Here is an 18,451-nt window from a genome sequence, read left to right as displayed (position 1 = left end):
CGTGCAGCCTCGGCCCTGCGCGCTACTCCACGTCGGGCAAATCCACAGAGGCCATGGTCTCGCCCACGGCCTGGCGCATGCACTGCGTCATGGCACTGGCCAGCAGCGAGCTGGGCCGGTTCACGGTGCGCAATGACTTGATGGGCACGGCAATGTGGGGCGCCAGCGCCATCACGTCCACCTTGCTGCGGTCGGCCGATGCGGCCGTGCAGCTGTCCACCACCGCCACCGCATGGCCGTGGTGTGCCAAAGCCAGCGCAGCGTGGTAGGTCTGCACCGTGATCGCCGTCTGCAGCCCCACACCCGCTTCACGGCAGGCATGGTTGACCACCGTGCCGATGGGGTCGCGCACATCGAGCCGCACCACGGGCGTCTCCGCCAGGTCAGACAGGTGCACCACGCCCGCCGCCACCAGCGCAGCACCCAGCATGCCCTTGGGCGCCACACACACCATGCGCCCATCGGCCAGGTGCTCTTGCGTGAGCGCGGGGTGGGCAATGGCGCTGAACACAAAGCCCACATCCGCCTCCTGCAGCACCAGGGCCGAGACGATCTGGGGCGAGTGCAATGCATCGATGGTGACCTTCACATCCGGGTGCTTCTGCCGAAAGAACCGCAGCGCGCGCGGCAGCACCTCGTAGCTCAGTGCCAGCACGCTCAGGATGTGCAGTTCGCCCTCACGTTGGTCATTTTTGAGACTGTTGGCCAGGCGCTGCACATCGTCCAGCTGGGTGAACAGGCGCTCGATGTGCGGGTACAGGGTCTGTGCCTCGGTGGTGGGCACCAGCTTGCCCTTTAGCCGGTGGAACAACGGAAAGCCCAGCTGCAGTTCAGCATGCGCCAGGATGCGGCTGACCGCAGGCTGCGTGACGTTGATGAGGCGGGCCGCCGCGCTCACGCTGCCGGTGAGCATGACGGCGTTGAAAACTTCTATGTGGCGAAGGCGCATCAAATAACAATGCAAGGAACAGGCCCGATGCGCAATCCTTGCATCCACCCATTGCGACTCAAACGGGGATTAGAGCGACATCGACGGCCGCTGCGCCATGACCGCACGCCAGCGCAGCAAGTGCGGGTGCTGCTCGCCGGGCTTGTGCTTGACCACCCGCGCAAAGTCCACGGCCACCACGGCCGTGATGTCGGCCACGCTGAAGCGGTCGGTGGCAATGAAGTCGCGGCCTGCCAATCGATCATTCAACAGATTGAAAAACTGCCCCACACGCACCAGCCCGCGCTCCGCCAGCGCCGGGATCTGTGGGTAATCCACTGCGCCGGGCAGCGCCCGGTTGGCCATGGCGGGCGCGCTGTTGCGCAGCGCCTCGGCAATGGCCAACAGGCCCTCGAACTCCATGCGCCAGTTCCAGCTGGCGATCTCCGCCTTTTCTGCGGGCGTTTCGCCCAGCAGTGCGGGCTGCGGGTAGCGCGCTTCGAGATACGCCGCGATCGCCGCGTTGTCGGTCAGCAGCAAACCGTCGTCCGTGCGCAACGCAGGTACCGTGCACTGCGGGTTGATCTGGCGATACGCCTCGCCCAGTTGCTCGCCATTGCGCAGGTCCACCTGCACGGTGTCGTGGACCACACCCTTTTCTGCCAGCAGGATGCGCGCGCGGCGCGGGCTGGGCGCCGTGGCGCAGTCGTACAAAGTGATCATGGTGACGCCTTGCAAAAACACTCAACGTGCAGGCGAAGAAGCTGCTGCTGCAGCCTCGATCTTGTCCTGCGTCTTGGTGTCAAAGTCGCTGGCGTCATGCCGCTCACGCAATTGACTGGCCAGGTCGCCACTGACACGGTTGACCTTGCGCCCGCGCTGCACCGCCGGACGCTTGGCGATTTGCTCGGCCCAGCGCACCACATGCGTGTATTCATGCACCTGCAAAAACTCGCCTGCGTTGTAGGCCTGCCCCTTCACCATCAGGCCGTACCAGGGCCAGATCGCCATATCGGCCACCGTGTACTCATCGCCCGCCACGTACTCGGTCACGGCCAGGCGCTGGTTCAGCACATCGAGCTGGCGCTTCGCCTCCATGGCATAGCGGTCGATCGCGTACTCGATCTTGACCGGCGCATAGGCATAAAAATGCCCGAAGCCCCCGCCCACAAACGGCGCACTACCCATCTGCCAGAACAGCCACGACAGGCACTCGGCGCGCGCAGCGCCGTCTTTGGGCAAGAAGGCGCTACCGAACTTCTCGGCCAGGTACATCAGGATCGCGCCGGACTCGAACACCCGCACAGGGTTGGCGGGGTCGGTGCGGTCCAGCAGCGCAGGGATCTTGGAGTTGGGATTCACCGCAACAAACCCGCTGCCAAACTGCTCGCCCTCATTGATGCGGATCAGCCACGCGTCGTACTCCGCACCGCTGTGGCCCAGCGCCAGCAGCTCTTCCAGCATCACCGTCACCTTCACGCCATTGGGCGTGCCCAGCGAATAGAGCTGTAGCGGGTGCTTGCCCACGGGCAGCTCTTTATCGTGCGTAGCCCCGGCAACGGGCCGGTTGATGCTGGCGAAATGGCCGCCGTTTGCTTTGTTCCATTGCCAGATGGCGGGAGGGGTGTAGGGGGTGGAATCGGGCATGCACAGCTCCAGGCAAATGGGATGGAAAGTGGCGGGATCGCCAGCAGTTGCCTGGGGAGTTTAGCGACGCAATTTGTCCGTCGCTGGGCTGGGGCGAATACCACCGAAGCGCCTTGTCAAATTGCACCGCCAGTGCTCTGGCGATGCGACTAACCCCCAAAAGGCAAAAACCCCGAGTGGTCTCGAACCCGCATCAACCCGCCCAGCGCGGCACCCTGGAGAAGGTTGCTGAATAGAGCGCTCGGAGGTGCTGAATTCAAGGGCTCAGGACAGAACAGTGTTGGCGTGAGACCTTGGTGATCAACGGGCCTGCCTGCTCTTTGAACAGTGCCAAGCTGCCACCCGCATCGTGCGCCACCAGCGCCTCAGCGCTTGCATACAACTCGAACAGCACGACCGAATGGGTGTTTTCGGCAGGCGCTAGCACTTCAAACTGCAGGGTGCCCGGTTCATCTGCCAAGCAGCGCTGCTTGTGATCCAGCAAAGATTGCAGAAATGACGCTTTTGACTCAGGTTTGAATTCAATTGTTACGACGAGAGCGATTTTTTGCATGGGTTGCATTGATAGTTGATCGTCAACCTTTGACGGCTTGCCCAACGAGCCCTAGACCGCAAGCCGGCCCAGTACGCTGGGCCCGGCATGGTACGGTGAACATGCAATTGACTGGAAACAGCTTGCAACTTCGAGCTGCAGTCGTGGGGCTTCTCAACCATTGATGGGGCATGGCCCGCGAATGCACTTGCACCGGGTGCCGCCCCCTGAGGGACAGGTCCGGATCTGGCCAGACATCCCCGCCCGCACACCCTAGCCTAGGCAATCCCCAACTTTCAGGAACCCACAATGCCCAGCCCCCTGGCCGCCCACTTTCGAGACCTTCACCACCGGCATGAAGTCCTTTTATTGCCCAACGCCTGGGATGCAGCAAGCGCCCACATTCAGGCGAGGGCGGGGGCCAAGGCAGTCGCCACGTCCAGCGCGGCCCTTTGCTGGGCCTTGGGCTACCAGGATGGCGGCGCGCTGCCTGTGGGCGAACTCCTGTCTGCCATACGCCGCATCGTGCGGACATTGGCCGTGCCGCTGACCGTGGACATCGAGGATGGGTACAGCGACAGCCCCGAGGAGGTGGCAGAGCTGGCGGCCGAAGTCCTCCGATGCGGGGCTGTAGGCATCAACATTGAAGATGGCACTGCACCCAGCGAAATCCTTGCAGAAAAGATTCAGGCCATCCGGTCGCGGACCGGCGCTGCTGAATTGTTCATCAACGCCCGCACCGATGTTTACCTGCGCTCCCTCGCCCCAGAGGGACCCGAGGCGATGGCCATGGTCAAGGCGCGGACCAAAGACTATGCGAGCGCTGGCGCAGATGGGCTTTTTGTTCCGGGCTTGGTGCAAACAGCAGACATTGAACAGATCGCCTCAGCAGCGCGGCTGCCGCTCAACCTGATGCTGCTGCCGGGGCTGCCGGATGCAGAAAAGCTGGGGCGGGCAGGCATGCGTCGCCTCAGTGCAGGCCCGGCTGTGTTCCTGTCTGCCTACGCACAACTGGAGGCGGACACCACCGCGCTCATGGCGGGCGAAGGTGAGAGAATTTTCAGCCGTGCGCTCCCCTTTGCAAGCGTCAACGCTCTCTTTGCGCAATAGCGTGCACCTCCATGCGCTGTGGCAATGCACCAGCGCCGGGCTGTACACAAGCTGCACCGGCCCTTTTTTCACCCGCCTCCAACACACCCATGCGACTCGTCGAAATCCGCTCCTACCAACTCAAGGCCCACACTGCAAAGGCCTTCCACCAGCTTGTGAGCGAGCAGTCCGTCCCCTTGCTGAGGCAGTGGGGGACCGACGTGGTGGCATACGGTATTTCTGCACACGAAGAGAATGGCTACTTCCTCATCCGCGCATACCAGGATCGGGCCGACCTGCAGCAAAGCCAGGACCAGTTCTACGCGTCCGAGGCGTGGCGCAGCGGGCCGCGTGAAGAGATCGTGGCAAAGATCGAAAGCTCCCTGAGCACCCAGGTCTGGCTTTCTGCTGCCGGGGTCGAGGATCTGCGGGCCTCCAACACCGGTACGCAGGGGGCCTGATCCACGCGGCTCAGTGTGCCTTGTCCCAGTTCGGCCCCACCCCCACCTCGGCCAGTAGCGGCACCTTCAGCGCCGCCACGTCCGCCATCAGGCGCGGGATGTGGGTCTTGAGCCAGTCCACCTCGCTCTCGGGCAGCTCAAACACCAGTTCATCGTGCACCTGCATGATCATTTGGATGTTCGGCTTGTGGGCGTCCAACTCCTTCTGCACGGCCACCATGGCCAGCTTGATCAAGTCAGCCGCCGTGCCCTGCATGGGGGCATTGATGGCGGCGCGCTCGGCCCCGGCGCGGCGGGGGCCGTTGGGGGAGTTGATTTCGGGCAGGTACAGGCGGCGGCCAAACACGGTTTCGACATAGCCCATGGATTTGGCGGCGGCCTTGGTGTCGTCCATGTACTGCTTTACGCCGGGGTAGCGCTGAAAGTATTTGTCGATGTAGGCCGCAGCGGCCTTGGTCTCGATGCCCAGGTTCTTGGCCAAGCCAAAGCTGCTCATGCCGTAGATGAGGCCAAAGTTGATGACCTTGGCGTAGCGGCGTTGCTCGTTGGTGACCTGATCGACCTCCACCCCAAACACCTCGGCAGCGGTGGCGCGGTGCACGTCCAGCCCGGCGTGGAAGGCGTGCAGCAGCGAGTGGTCGCCGCTCAGGTGGGCCATGATGCGCAGCTCGATCTGGGAGTAGTCGGCACTGGCAATCACGCGGCCTGCGGGGGCCACAAAGGCCTCGCGCACGCGGCGGCCTTCGGGGGTGCGGATGGGGATGTTCTGCAGGTTGGGGTCGTTGCTGGACAAGCGGCCTGTGACGGCCACGGCCTGGGCGTAGTGGGTGTGCACGCGGCCGGTGCGTGGCAAGGCCAATTGCGCGAGCTTGTCGGTGTAGGTGCCTTTGAGCTTGACCAGGCCCCGGTGCTCCAGCAGCTTGGCGGGCAGGGGGTAGTCCTCGGCCAGCTTTTCAAGCACTTCTTCGTCGGTGCTGCGGGCGCCGGTGGCGGTCTTTTTGACCACGGGCATGCCCAGCTTGTCGAAGAAAATTTCGCCCAGTTGCTTGGGGCTGCTCAGGTTGAAGGGCTGGCCTGCAATCTCGTACGCCTCGGTTTCAAGCTGCAAGATGCGCTGGCCCAGCTCGTGGCTTTGTGCGGCCAGCGTGGGCGCGTCAATCAGCACGCCGTTGCGTTCGATGCGGTACAGGGCTTCGCTGCTCTGCATCTCCAGCTCGTAGATGAAGCGCAGTTTGTCGTCGGCCTGCAGCAAGGGCCACAGGGCGTTGTGCACATCCAGGGTCTGGTCGGAGTCTTCGCACGAGTAGGCGGCGGCTTTGTCCACCGGCACCTGCGCAAACGGAATCTGGTGCGCGCCTTTGCCGCACAGGTCTTCGTAGGTGATGCCTTTGCGGCCGGTGTGGCGCTCGGCCAGGCTGGTCAGGTTGTGGGGCTTGTGCACTTCCAGCACGTAGCTTTGCAGCATGGTGTCGTGCGCGTAGCCCTGCACCTCGATGCCGTGGTTGGCGAACACATGGCGGTCGTACTTGATGTGCTGGCCCAGCTTGTGGTGCTTGGGGTTTTCCAACCAGGGCTTCAGGCGAACGAGGACTTCGTCGATGGGCAGCTGCGCGGGCGCATCGGGGCCTTCGTGGCGCAGGGGGATATAGGCGGCTTCGCCGGGCTGCACGCTGAAGCTGATGCCGACGATTTGCGCGCGCATTTCGTCGAGGGAGTCTGTCTCGGTGTCGATGGCCGTGAGCGGGGCCTTGTGCAGGCGCTCCAGCCACTGGTCAAAGTCAGCCCAGTTGAGGATGGTGTCGTACACCACCGTGCGGTGCTGGGCTTCTTCGGCCACGGTGCTGGCGGAATGGTCGGCAAACAGGTCGCCACTTTGGCCGGGCATGGCAACGGTGGGGGCCGTAGCCGCCGGAGCCGATGCACCTCTGATGGCGGCGGCCAGGCCCTTGAAGCCGTACTTTTCGTAAAAGGGCAGCAGGCCCTCGTTGTCGGGCGCATCGAGCGTGATGTCGTCAAACGCGGGCAGGCCGGGGATGTAGTCGGCCAGCGCGCAGTCGGTCTTCATGGTGACGAGCTGGCGGCTCAGGGCCAGTTGGCCGCTGGCAATGGCCTCGCGCAGGTTGTTGCCTGCCACACCTTTGATGGCGTCGGCGTTGGCAATCAGGTTGTCGAGCGAGCCATATTCTTCCAGCCACTTGGCGGCGGTCTTGGGGCCCACCTTGGTCACGCCGGGCACGTTGTCCACGGTGTCGCCCACCAGGGCCTGGTAGTCCACCATCAGCGCGGGTGGCACGCCAAACTCGGCCGTCACGCCCGCCACATCGCGGCGCTTGCCGCTCATGGTGTCGATGATGGTGATGTGCTCGTTGACCAGCTGGCTCAGGTCTTTGTCGCCGCTGGACACAATGACCTCGATGCCCTGCGCCGCGGCCGTGTGGGCCAGGGTGGCGATCACGTCATCGGCCTCCACGCCGGGCACGGCCACCACCTTCCAGCCCAGCAGGTCCACCACCTGGTGGATGGGCTCGATCTGGCTGCGCAGATCGTCGGGCATGGGCGAGCGCGTGGCCTTGTATTCGGTGTACAGGGCATCGCGGAAGGTGGGGCCCGAGGCGTCGAACACGCAGACGGCGTAGTCGGCAGTCACCTCTTTGCGCAGCGCCTGCATCATGTTGATCATGCCGCGAATGGCACCGGTGGCAGGGCTGCCAGGGTCGCCCGGTACGGCCCGCAGGTCGGGCATGGCATGGAAGGCGCGGTAGAGGTAGCTGGAGCCGTCCACCAGCACCAGGGTCTTTTTGTCAGTCATGCGGCAATTGTGCACGGCCGGGCCAGGCTGCAGCGCCTGCCAGGCAGCGCTCTACAATCGCCCGATGCGCGCTCTTCACCTTCTCTTGCTGCTGGGCATGGCCTGCGGCACCGCCCTGGCCCAGAATACAAGCCCAAACGCCCCTTCTGGCGCAATTGATAAGCGTGAAACGCTATCAAATCAAGAGCAACCAGCGGACCGCACCAACCAGCGCACCGAGCGCATCCAGGTCGAAGACGCGGGCAGCCGCGTCGATGAGCTGCGTGTGGGTGGCCAGACACAGACCATTTCCGTACAGCCCAAGACCGGCAACATGCCCGGCTACGAAGTGCAGTCGCCCGATGGCGCCCGCAGCCGTGCGGGCAGCAACAGCGGCGCCGAAACCACCACTGCCCCGCGTGTCTGGAACGTGCTGAAGTTCTAAGCCTGCGGCGGCCTCGCCGCCTGCCTGCAGCGGCAGCAAGCCGCCTTGCTCTGCCCTGCGTACGCCCCGCCAACCCTTCCCTCCTCTTTTTCGATACCTTCCGAGCGATGGCCGTTTTTACCGAAGTCTCCAACACCGAGGCGCGCGAGCTGCTGCGCCGTTTGCAACTGGGTGAGCTGGTAGAGCTGCGCGGCATTGAGGGGGGCATCGAGAACACCAACTACTTCCTCACCAGCGACCAGGGCGAGTTTGTGCTCACGCTGTTCGAGCGCCTCACGGCCGAGCAGCTGCCGTTCTACCTGTACCTGATGAAGCACCTGGCGCACGGCGGTGTGCCCGTGCCCGACCCGCGTGCCGACAAGAACGGCGACATCCTGCACACCGTGTGTGGCAAGCCCGCTGCGGTGGTGAACAAGCTGCGCGGTAAGAGCCAGCTGGCGCCACAGGGCGCGCATTGCGCGGCCGTGGGCACCATGCTGGCGCGCATGCACCTGGCGGGGCGCGACTTTGAGCGGCGCCAGCCCAACCTGCGCGGCCTGCCCTGGTGGAACGAAACCGTGCCCGTGGTGCTGCCGCACATTGGCGAGGCGCAATCGGCCCTGCTGCGCGCCGAACTTGCTTACCAGAACCATGTGGCGGCCAGCTCGACCTACGCGGCCCTGCCCTGCGGCCCCGTACATGCCGACCTGTTCCGCGACAACGTGATGTTCGAGGGCGAGGAGCTGACCGGCTTCTTCGACTTTTATTTTGCGGGCGTGGACACCTGGCTGTTCGACCTGGCCGTGTGCCTGAACGACTGGTGCATCGACCTGCCCACCGGCGCACACGATGCCGAACGCGCCACGCGCATGCTGGATGCCTACCAAGCCGTGCGCCCCCTGACTGCCGCAGAGCGCGAGCTGCTGCCCGCCATGCTGCGCGCAGGCGCGCTGCGGTTCTGGATCTCGCGGCTGTGGGACTTTTACCTGCCGCGCGAGGCCTCCATGCTCAAGCCACACGACCCCACGCACTTCGAGCGCGTGCTGCGCCACCGTGTGGCGCATCCGGTGCACGCCTGACCCCATCCCCACCAGACCACGGGGCATGGCGATGACGCTGCCCCTGCGCCGTGGCTGGAATGGGCTCCTGGGGTAAATTCCTGCCCATTGCTTCTTGCCTGTTGCCCGCAGCGCACCGCGCCAAGCCAGCGCCCCCGGCGCGGCGCGGCGAAGGCGGCGTGAACCGGCCCACCCTCTCCTGCACCCATTCAATGAAACTCCACATCGTCCCCGCCCGCACCGGCATGGCCTGGGTCAAGCTTGGCATCCGGGCGTTCTGGCGGCAGCCCATGGCGCTGGCAGCGCTGTTCTTCATGACCATGGCCTCCATGTCGGTGGCCACCATGGTGCCCCTGGTGGGCCCAGCCATTGCGCTCGCGCTGCTGCCGTCGGCCACGCTGGCCATGATGGTGGCTGCGGCCGAGGCCACGCAGGGGCGGTTTCCGATGCCCACGGTGCTGCTGGTGGCGTTTCGCACCGGCCGCCAGCGGCTGCGCGACATGCTGGTGCTGGGCGCGCTGTATGCGGTGGGTTTCCTGGGGGTGATGGGCCTGTCGGCCCTGATCGACGGCGGGCAGTTTGCCCAGGTGTACCTGGGTGGCGCCAAGCTGACCCAGGAGGTGGCGCAGGACCCGGCCTTCCAGAGCGCCATGTGGCTATCCATGGTGCTGTATTTGCCGCTGTCACTGCTGTTCTGGCATGCGCCGGGGCTGGTGCACTGGCACGGCGTGCCGCCGGTCAAGGCGCTGTTCTTCAGCATCGTGGCCTGCGTGCGCAATTTTGGCGCGTTTCTGGTCTACGGGCTGGGCTGGCTGGGGGTGTTCCTGCTGGGGGGCCTGGTGGTCAGCATCGTTTCAGCGCTGCTCGCAGTGGCGGGGCTTGCCGGTGCGGCGGCCGGTGGCATCATGGTGGGGGCGGCCATGATGATGGCGGCCATGTTCTTCACGTCGGTGGTGTTCACCTTCCGTGACTGCTTCGACCCCCCATCCACGGCCACCGTGCACGAGGCGCCCCATGACGAGCCACCGCAACCACCCCCATCAACTCCTGGGCCGCTCTGAACAAGAGCTGGCCTGGTTCCAGCGGCGCAGCCTGCTGCAGGCTGCCGCCCTGTGGATCACATCCGGCGGCTGGGCGGCAGCCCATGCGCAGGGCCGCAGCAACATCGTGGAGCTGCGCGGTGACGTGCTGCGCAATGGCGAGCCGCTGACCGCCCAGCACACCATCACCGCCAACGACCGCATCGAGACCGGCCCGGGCTCGACCGCCGTGTTCACCGTGGGCGACAGCGCCTTCATGGTGCGCCAGAACTCACGTGTGGCGCTGGAGAGCGACACCCCCACCGCCGTCAAGGTGCTGCGCGTGCTGGGCGGCGCCGTGGCCAGCGTGTGGGGCAAGGGCGCCGACCGCCAGATCGTGCTGCCCACCGCCACGGCCGGGATCCGGGGCACCGGAGTCTATGCCGAAGTGTTCCCGGACCAGGCCCTGCGCGGCTATTTCTGCAACTGCTACGGCACCGTGGACCTGGCGGCAGGCAGCGAGAGCCTGGTGAGCCAGTCGTCCTACCACCAGGCCTTCTGGGCCGAGCCTGCCCCCCGCAATGGCCGGCTGCTGACGCCTGCAGGCGCCATCAACCACACCGACGAAGAGCTGGAGTTTCTGGCGGGCCTGGTGAACCAGCGCACGGCCTGGCAGGTGGCCGGGCGCAAGGGGGTGAAGGACGGGCGCGGGCAGATGGACTATTCAGCCCCACCGGGCAGCGCTGGCAACACTGGCAGTGGTGGCGGTGCTGGCAGCGGCGCAGAACCCCCGCCCCCACCAGCTCCGGCTCCTGCGGCCCCCTCACCGGCCCCCGCGTCCCGCCCCCGGCCCGCATCACCTTACGGCCCGGACTACTGAGCGCGGCGGCAAGCTGCCGCTGCGGCCCTCTGCGCCAGCCTTGCCAAGCCGCGCACGTTAACCGCCCCAAAAACAAAAAGGCCGGCTCAAGAGCCGGCCCATGAACCGTGGGAGGCAACCCTCCCACCGCCGCATCAGGTCCCGATGGTGCCGCCATCGTTCTTGGTGATCACGATCGTGGCCGAGCGGGGGCGCTTGCCCGCGCCGTAGCCCGCATTGGAGGGCCACTGGCTGGTGTACTTGGCGGGGTCGCCCAGATTGGCCAGCGCGGTGGTCTCACCCGGGTGCTGGATGTTCACGAAGATGGCCTTGCCGTCGGGCGTTTCGGCCACACCGGTGATCTCGCTGCCGCTAGGGCCTACCAGGAAGCGCTTGAGCGTGCTCTCGGTCGCGGCCTTGCCCACGGGGGTCACGATATCCATCTTGGAGCCGTCAGCCTTGGTGTAGCTCAGCGTCTTCTTGCCGCCGTCACCCACCTGGCCGGGCACGGCGGCCAGCATCATGCAGTTGGTCACGTCGGTGTAGGCGCCGTCGTCGGTCTGGATCCAGCAGATGCCTGTGGCCTTGCTGAAGGCCAGGCCGTCGGGGCTGGAGAAGTCCTGGTCGGCCGTGAGCGACGAGATGTTGACCATCGTCTTGTCAGCACCGGCTTCGGCACCGAACAGGTACACGTCCCAGGTGAACGCCGACACGGATGCACCTTCCTTCAGGCGCACCATGTGGCCGTTGGGGTTGCCATCCTGCTTGGCCGTGCCCTTCATGTCGGTGTAGGCGCGGGGGTTGGCCGCGTCGGGCAGGTACTGGCTGCCGGTGGGGTTCACACTCCGGTTGCTGTTGTTGGTCAACGTGAAGTACACCTCGCCATTGGCGGGGTTCACCGCATTCCACTCGGGGCGGTCCATCTTGGTGGCACCCACGGCGTCGGCTGCGATGCGGGTGTTGATGGCGATGTCGGCCGCGTCGGCAAACTTGTAGGCCGCGTAGCCGCTGATGGCGGTGTTGGCCAGCGACAGCTCGATCCAGCTGCCCGTGCCGTCGGCGTTGAACTTGGCCACATAGAGCTTGCCGCTGTCCAGGTACTTGTCGCCCACGGCCATGCGGTCGGCGGCGTTGGCGTCGGCCGCGTTCCACAGCGCGGTGGAGACAAACTTGTAGATGTATTCGCCGCGCGAGTCGTCGCCCATGTACACGCTCAGGGGCTTGCCCGCTTCCACCTTGCACAAACGCTGCGCTTTCGTGCGCCGAAGCGGCCCAGGCCCGTGCGCTTCTTGGCCATGCGGGTCTTGTCGTAGGCGTCGATCTCGACGATGTAGCCCATGCCGTTCATCTCATTGCGGTAGTCGTCGCTGCCGTCGGCCGAGGTGCCGGTCTTGCTGTTGTTCCAGCGCTGGTACTGGTCGGCAGTGCCGCCGCTTTCCCAGCCGTGGCGCGATGCGGCGCCCTGGTTGCGGCCATAGCGCTTGAGGGCCGTCACGCTCTTGTCGTTGCCGCGTGCGGCATCGTCGGCGGCGCTGCGGGTGAAGTAGCCAAACCAGTTTTCCTCACCGGTCAGGAATGTGCCCCAGGGCGTCTTGCCCGTGCCGCAGTTGTTCAGCGTGCCACGCGTGGTGGTGCCGGTGGGCGAATACTTGGTGACCAGCTGCGCATTGCCGCGTGCGGGGCCCGAGATTTCGATGGGGCTGAGCGCCGTCAGGCGGAAGTTCAGCGCGGAGTTGGGCGTGTAGGCCCACTTGCCCGCCGTCTTGGCCACCTCGATCACGGCGATGCCGTGGGCAGCGGTCTCCTTGTCGATTTCCGACGCAGGGCGGGGCAAGGTGGTGGTGCCGCCATTGGCGTGCAGAAAGTGCGACGACAGCTTTTCGTCGGTGGTGGCTTCGTGGTTGATGGCCAGCAGGCCGCGCTCGGTAGCGTTGTCGTTGCGCTTGCCATCGGCGCCCAGGCCAAACCACTCCATGCCGTCGTGGTGGTCACCCGCACGCTTGTCGAAGTCGCCATCGGTGCCGTCGTTCTTGTAGGCAGGCACGCCAGCGGCGATGGGGTCGCCCAGCGCGAACAGCACGCTGGCGGTGTAGCCCGCAGGCACGGTCACCACGTCGGCCAGGCTCTTGGGCACAGCGCTAAAACCCAGCAGCTTGGGGCCAGCAGGCACGGCATCGTCGCTACCACCACCACAGGCGCTCACACCAAACCCGGCCAGCATGGCCGTGCCCACGGTGCCCACGCTGCCACGCAGCAGGCCGCGGCGCGACAGACGAGCCCCCAGCACCGCGTCGAACGTGGGGTTGGCGGAGGTGTTGGCGTTTTCGTTGTTGAAATCGATGGCCTGCTCGGGCGCATCCACACGGTGGGTCATGGGGTTCCTCGGGGGTTGTTGGTTACAAAGCCTGTGGAGCGTAGAAAAACCGGGTGACACCGCCGTGAAGCTTTTGCGTCGGTTTCGTGACATGCGATTCCAGGCTGCGCCCGAGGGATTGAACAAATACGAATAACTATCATTTGTATAATCCTCACCGCCCCAGACCGCCCAGCCAATCTCCGCGCGCCCCAGCCTTCCCAAGGCCTGTGCGCGGCCCCCACCAGCCAGTGCGGCCCCTCCGTTCCCACCCCGTCATCGCGGCGCCCCGCCCAGCCCCCGGCTGTCGGTGCAGCAGCCTGCGTGCCCCTTTGGAGACCCCTGCATGACCTCGCCCTTCCTGAAGACATCGCTGCTGGCAGCGGCCCTGTGCGCCACCACCCTCGCCTGCAGCACCGGCGCCGCAGCACAGACCCCGACAGCAGCCGCCCCCCAGGCCCAGGCCGCACAAGCGGTGACCTCGCAGGCCGTGGCAGCGCACTACGCCACCCTGGTGCATGCAAACTACGCCGACACCCTGGCCAGCGCCCAGGCGCTGCGCGAGGCGGTGCTGGCCTTCACTGCCAAGCCTTCGGCCGAGACCCTGGCCGAAGCCCGCAAGAAGTGGCTGGCTGCGCGCGAGTTCTATGGCCAGACCGAGGCCTTCCGCTTTTACGGTGGCCCCATCGACAACGACAACGGCCCCGAAGGCCGCATCAACGCCTGGCCCATGGACGAATCCTTTGTGGACAGCGTGCAGGGCAAACCCAGCGCTGGCCTGGTCAACAACCGCAAGTTCGCCATCACCAAGAAGAACCTCTCGGCCCAGAACGAGCGCGGCGGCGAGGAGAACATTGCCACCGGCTGGCACGCCATCGAGTTCTTCCTGTGGGGGCAGGATCTGTCCGAGACGGGCCCAGGCAACCGCAACTTTGAAGACTTCGTGGACGGCAAGGCCCCCAACGCCGACCGCCGCCGCCAATACCTGAACGTGGTGACCGACCTGCTGATTGACGATCTCACCGCGCTGGTGAAGGCCTGGGCGCCCGATGCGAAGAACAACTACCGCGCCAAGTTCGTGCGCGGCGGCAACGAGTCGATCCGCAAGATGCTCGTGGGCCTGGGCTCACTCTCTCGTGGCGAGCTGGCGGGCGAGCGACTGGAAGTGGCCCTGAACAGCCAGGACCAGGAAGACGAACATTCGTGCTTCTCCGACAACACGCACCGCGACGCGGTGACCAACGCGAAGGGCATCCAGAACGTGTGGCTGGGCCAGTACCAGCGCGCGGACGGCAGCCTGGTGAAGGGCCCATCGCTGCGTGACCTGGTGGCCGCCAAGGACGCCGCGCTGGCCGACAAGACCACGCAGCAGATCGCGGCCTCGGTGGCAGCCGCCGAAGGCATCCAGGCACCGTTCGACCGCGAGATCATCGGCGGCAAGGATGCCCCAGGCCGCCAGCGCATCCAGAAAACCATCGACAGCCTCACGCAGCAAAGCAAGGACCTGGTGGCCGCAGCCAACGCCATCGGCATCACCAAACTCACGCTGGTGCAGCCCTGAACATGCAGATTCCGCAAGCCACACGCCGCCAACGCGCCCTGCGCCTGGCGGCAGCCAGCATCGGCGTGATCGCCCTGGGAGGTATCGGGTTCAGCGCCCTGACGGCCGCCCCCGCGCCCGACCCGCTGGGCGAGAAGACCGGCGGCGACACCACCGTGTTCGCCACCGGGCGCAATGCCTTCTCGTTCCCGGCGGCCAACCTGAGCGATGAAGAGCGCACGCGCTTTGTCATTGGCAACTCGTTCTTCCGCCGCAACTGGGTCGAGGCCCCCGCCTCCACCAAGGCGCGCGATGGCCTGGGCCCGCATTTCATTGCACGATCCTGCGGTGGCTGCCATGTGCAGGACGGGCGCGGCGAGCCGCCAGCCATCTTCAACCGCCTGGGCGAGACCAAAGACCCGACCGTGGCCTTGCTGATCCGCCTGTCGATCCCCGGCACCGACGCGCACGGCGGGCCCCGGCCCGACCCGGTGTACGGCGATCAGTTCAACAATGCGGCTATTCAGGGCGTCCAACCCGAAGGGCGCGTCACGCTGCGCTACGAAACGATCAACGGCAAATTTGCCGACGGCACGCCCTACAGCCTGCAAAAGCCCGTGTACGGCTTTGCCGACCTGGGCTACGGCCCCATGCACCCTCAGGTGATGATCAGCCCGCGCATCGCACCGCAGATCATCGGCGTGGGCCTGCTGGAAGCCATTGCCGAGGCCGACATCCTTGCCAACGCCGCCGACCAGGCCGCCACCCCCGGCCCCATCAAGGGCGTGCCCAACCAGGTGTGGGATGCGCCATCAGGCCGCATGATGCTCGGGCGCTTTGGCTGGAAGGCCAATGTGGCCACGATTGCGCACCAGACCGGCGGCGCCTTCCTGGGCGACATGGGCATCACCTCACGCCAATTTGCACAGGAGGCCTGCACGCCCGCGCAGAAGGACTGCCTGGCCGCACCCAGCGGTCAAAGTGGCGGCGACCAGGGCCAGCCCGGCGTAGAAATCGACGACAAGACCCTGGCCGACGTGGTCTTCTACCAGGCCACGCTGGCACCGCCCGCGCGCCGCAGCATCAACGATGCGCAGGTGCTGCGCGGCCAGGCCCTGTTTGCGCAAGCCCAGTGCGCCACCTGCCACCGGCCGAGCTACGTCACCCAGGGCGGCCCCTTCCCGCAACTCACCAGCAAGGCGCTGAGCGGCCAGCGCATCTGGCCCTACACCGACCTGCTGCTGCACGACATGGGCGAGCGCCTGGCCGACAACCGCCCCGACTTTGGCGCCAACGGCCGCCAGTGGAAGACCCCGCCGCTGTGGGGCACGGGCCTGATCAAGGACGTGAACGGCCACACCCGCCTGCTGCACGACGGGCGTGCACGCAGCGTGCTGGAAGCCGTGCTGTGGCACGGCGGCGAGGCCGAGGCAGCCAAGGACCAGGTGCTGAAAATGAAGAAGGCCGACCGGGATGCGCTGGTGAAATTCGTGGAGTCACTATGACCATTAGAACCCTTGCCGCGCTGCTGCTGGCCCTGCCCCTGGCGGCCCCGGCGCAAACTGCCACCCTCGCCTGGCAGCGCAATGCCGTGCCCTTCTACGACACGGTGCACGCCCTGCAAGGCATCTACGGCCACTGGGCCCTGCCGCGCGCACAGGACTTCGACCGCAGCGCACGCGCCCTGGTGCCCGCCGTGGCGACGCTGTGCGAAGCGCCTGCAGCAGGCGGCAAGGCGGCGCTCGAATCCGCACGCACCGCCTGGCAGGCCACAACCCGCGCGTGGGAGCAGCTGTCTGCCGTGTCCGTGGGCCCCATCATCGCCCGCCGCAGCCAGCGCGCCATCGACTTCACGCCCACGCGCCCGGCCCTGATCGACAAAGCCATCGCCGCCCAGCCCCAGGGCGCCAAGGCGTTCGAGCGCATCGGCACGCCCGCCAAGGGCCTGCCCGCGCTGGAATGGCTGCTGTGGACACGCCCCGCCCAGCCCGGCAGCCCTGCCTGCAGCTACGCCCACGAGGTGGCGCAGGACGTGGCCCGCGAGTCCGCCGCGCTCGAAAAAGCCTTTGCCGACGCCTCGGGCACCGACTGGGGCGCCGAGGATGAGCAGGAGCAGTCCACCCAGGCCATCAGCGAGTTTGTGAACCAGTGGGTGGGCGGCATCGAACGCCTGCGCTGGGCGCAGATGGACAAGCCGCTGCGCGCCGCCGGATCGGGATCTGGCGCGCGCACGCCGGATTACCCCCGCACCGCCAGCGGCAGCACGCTGCCCGCCTGGGCCGCCACCTGGGGCGGGCTGCGCAGCCTGACCACCCTGCCCGCCCACGCCCACATCCCCGCCGCTGGCGAGGCGCTGGTGCCACTGGAGATGTACCTGCGCGGCAAGGGCCTGAACCCGCTGGCCGACAAACTGCGCCTTGCCACCGACAAGGTGGACGCATCGATGGCGCAGGTGCAAAAAAACGGCTTGCAGAACAAGGCGGCCATCCAGCAGACCGCGCGTGATCTGGCCGCACTGAAGTTCCTGGCCGAATCCGAAGTGGCGCCCGCGCTGCAGGTGAGCATTGGTTTCTCGGACGCCGATGGCGACTGACCTGCACCGCCGCCATGCCCTGGCCGCTCTCGCGGGTCTGGGCGCCTGCGTGCTCGCCCCCGGCGCGGCCTTCGCCACCGCCGGTGACCGCGTGTACCTGGCCGCCGCGTGGGAACACCGGGGCAGTTTCCATATCGGCGTGCTGTCCACGCACGAAGGCGCCGGGCAGGCGCTGCAGGTTCACGCCACGCTGGAGGTGCCGACCCGCGCGCACGGCCTGTGTGTGTTGCCCGACGGGTCGGTCATCGCCACGGCCCGCCGCCCCGGCGACTGGCTGGTGCGCTGGCGGCCCGGCGCAGGCGGCGAGCCCCAGTGGCTGTGGCAAGACGGCGAGCGATCCTTCAACGGCCATGTGCTGGCCAGCACCGATGGCCAGCGGCTGTACACCACCGAAACCGATGCCGAGACGGGCGCGAGCTGGGTTGTGGTGCGCGATGCCCGCACGCTCGCTACCACCGCCGCATGGCCCACCCATGGCATCGATGCACACGAGCTGGCCTGGGACATCCGGGGACGCAATGGCGGCGCCCCCACCCTCATCGTTGCCAACGGCGGCGTGCCCACCGCGCCCGAAACCGGCCGCGTCAAGCGCGACCTGGGCGCCATGGACTCATCGCTCGTGCGGCTTGACGCCCACACGGGCCGCCTGCTCGGCCAATGGCGCCTGCTGGACCCGCGCCTGAGCCTGCGCCACCTGGCCTGGAGCCCCGACGGCGCCCTGCTGGGCATCGCGCTGCAGGCCGAACACGACGATGCCGCCATCAAGAATGCCGCCCCCGTGCTCGCGCTGTTTGACGGCACCGCGCTGCGCGGGGTGGCGGCGCCAGAACCAATTGCCCAGCGCCTGCACGGCTACGGCGGCAGCATGGCCGCCACCCCCACCGGCTGGGCCGTGAGCTGCCCGCGCGCCCATCGCATCGCCCTGTTCTCCTTGCAGGGCGACTGGCACGGCCTGGTGCCGCTGCCCGAGGCATGCCCGCTGGCCGTGCGCGGCGGCGCGCTGTGGGCGGGCGGCCTCGCAAGCAGCCTGCAGAACGCGCAGGCTGCGGCACCGTTGGCACATCCGCATGGTGCGGGGTTGCAAGGCGCGCGGCTGGACAACCACTGGGTGGTGTTGAAGGGCTGAAAATTCAAGAAAAAACAGGCTTCCCCGCGCTATA

15 protein-coding genes and 1 pseudogene are annotated in these 18,451 nt (G+C 66.6%); 10 read left to right on the top strand and 6 right to left on the bottom strand.

What is annotated here, in order from left to right; all coding sequences use genetic code 11:
* Positions 1-22: 22 nt before the first annotated feature.
* The 4 genes from ACTPOI_RS24935 to ACTPOI_RS24920 form a co-directional block, all read right to left on the bottom strand.
* Positions 23-949 (bottom strand): LysR family transcriptional regulator, encoded by a 927-nt coding sequence (locus ACTPOI_RS24935; RefSeq protein WP_094285429.1) that lies wholly within the window; start codon positions 947-949, stop codon positions 23-25.
* Positions 950-1,018: 69 nt separating this feature from the next.
* Positions 1,019-1,651 carry a glutathione S-transferase family protein gene (locus ACTPOI_RS24930; RefSeq protein WP_440114110.1) on the bottom strand — a complete coding sequence of 211 codons (633 nt, stop codon included), beginning with the start codon at positions 1,649-1,651 and terminating at the stop codon, positions 1,019-1,021.
* 21 nt (positions 1,652-1,672) lie between these two features.
* Positions 1,673-2,575, bottom strand: a complete 903-nt coding sequence (gene yghU / locus ACTPOI_RS24925; RefSeq protein ID WP_440114107.1) for a glutathione-dependent disulfide-bond oxidoreductase — start codon at positions 2,573-2,575, stop codon at positions 1,673-1,675.
* 256 nt (positions 2,576-2,831) lie between these two features.
* A complete protein-coding gene (locus ACTPOI_RS24920; protein ID WP_172727764.1) occupies positions 2,832-3,128 on the bottom strand; it encodes an antibiotic biosynthesis monooxygenase in 297 nt (98 codons plus the stop codon).
* A gap of 288 nt (positions 3,129-3,416) precedes the next feature.
* Between ACTPOI_RS24920 and ACTPOI_RS24915 the strand changes: the two genes are divergently transcribed.
* Complete coding sequence (locus tag ACTPOI_RS24915) at positions 3,417-4,217, top strand: isocitrate lyase/PEP mutase family protein (protein ID WP_440114103.1); 801 nt, start codon at positions 3,417-3,419, stop codon at positions 4,215-4,217.
* Between the two features lie 89 nt (positions 4,218-4,306).
* Entirely contained in the window at positions 4,307-4,657 is a 351-nt protein-coding gene (locus tag ACTPOI_RS24910) for an NIPSNAP family protein (protein ID WP_440114100.1), read from the top strand.
* Positions 4,658-4,667: 10 nt separating this feature from the next.
* Here the strand turns inward: ACTPOI_RS24910 and polA are convergent, their stop codons facing one another.
* Positions 4,668-7,466, bottom strand: a complete 2,799-nt coding sequence (gene polA, locus ACTPOI_RS24905; RefSeq protein ID WP_440114097.1) for a DNA polymerase I — start codon at positions 7,464-7,466, stop codon at positions 4,668-4,670.
* Positions 7,467-7,530: 64 nt separating this feature from the next.
* On the opposite strand from polA, the gene ACTPOI_RS24900 reads away from it, so the two are divergent.
* From ACTPOI_RS24900 to ACTPOI_RS24885, 4 genes are all read left to right on the top strand, one after another.
* Positions 7,531-7,890: a hypothetical protein gene (locus tag ACTPOI_RS24900; RefSeq protein WP_440114094.1), complete on the top strand. Its 360-nt coding sequence runs from the start codon at positions 7,531-7,533 to the stop codon at positions 7,888-7,890.
* 107 nt (positions 7,891-7,997) lie between these two features.
* The gene (locus ACTPOI_RS24895; RefSeq protein ID WP_440114091.1) at positions 7,998-8,948 is read left to right on the top strand and encodes a homoserine kinase; all 951 of its coding nucleotides are present in this window, start codon (positions 7,998-8,000) and stop codon (positions 8,946-8,948) included.
* Between the two features lie 191 nt (positions 8,949-9,139).
* Entirely contained in the window at positions 9,140-9,988 is an 849-nt protein-coding gene (locus ACTPOI_RS24890; protein WP_252657722.1) for a BPSS1780 family membrane protein, read from the top strand.
* On the top strand, positions 9,942-10,826 hold the full coding sequence (locus ACTPOI_RS24885; RefSeq protein ID WP_440114088.1) for an iron dicitrate transport regulator FecR: 885 nt from the start codon (positions 9,942-9,944) through the stop codon (positions 10,824-10,826). Before ACTPOI_RS24890 ends, ACTPOI_RS24885 begins: the two co-directional genes overlap by 47 nt.
* Before the next feature lie 134 nt (positions 10,827-10,960).
* Here ACTPOI_RS24885 and ACTPOI_RS24880 read toward each other — a convergent pair.
* Positions 10,961-13,179: pseudogene (locus ACTPOI_RS24880) on the bottom strand (PhoX family protein).
* Positions 13,180-13,504: 325 nt separating this feature from the next.
* On the opposite strand from ACTPOI_RS24880, the gene ACTPOI_RS24875 reads away from it, so the two are divergent.
* Genes ACTPOI_RS24875 through ACTPOI_RS24860 form a run of 4 tightly spaced genes read left to right on the top strand, consistent with a single transcriptional unit; the run spans position 13,505 to position 18,417 of the window.
* A complete protein-coding gene (locus ACTPOI_RS24875; RefSeq protein WP_440114085.1) occupies positions 13,505-14,719 on the top strand; it encodes an imelysin family protein in 1,215 nt (404 codons plus the stop codon).
* Positions 14,720-14,721: 2 nt separating this feature from the next.
* Entirely contained in the window at positions 14,722-16,203 is a 1,482-nt protein-coding gene (locus ACTPOI_RS24870) for a di-heme oxidoreductase family protein (RefSeq protein WP_440114082.1), read from the top strand.
* Positions 16,200-17,291, top strand: a complete 1,092-nt coding sequence (locus tag ACTPOI_RS24865; RefSeq protein ID WP_440114079.1) for an imelysin family protein — start codon at positions 16,200-16,202, stop codon at positions 17,289-17,291. Before ACTPOI_RS24870 ends, ACTPOI_RS24865 begins: the two co-directional genes overlap by 4 nt.
* Positions 17,281-18,417 carry a DUF1513 domain-containing protein gene (locus ACTPOI_RS24860; protein ID WP_440114076.1) on the top strand — a complete coding sequence of 379 codons (1,137 nt, stop codon included), beginning with the start codon at positions 17,281-17,283 and terminating at the stop codon, positions 18,415-18,417. The genes ACTPOI_RS24865 and ACTPOI_RS24860 overlap by 11 nt, the downstream gene beginning before the upstream one ends.
* Positions 18,418-18,451 lie beyond the last annotated feature (34 nt).

The organism is Acidovorax sp. BL-A-41-H1, from assembly GCF_051942715.1.
This window is presented reverse-complemented; position numbering and strand designations above follow the sequence as displayed.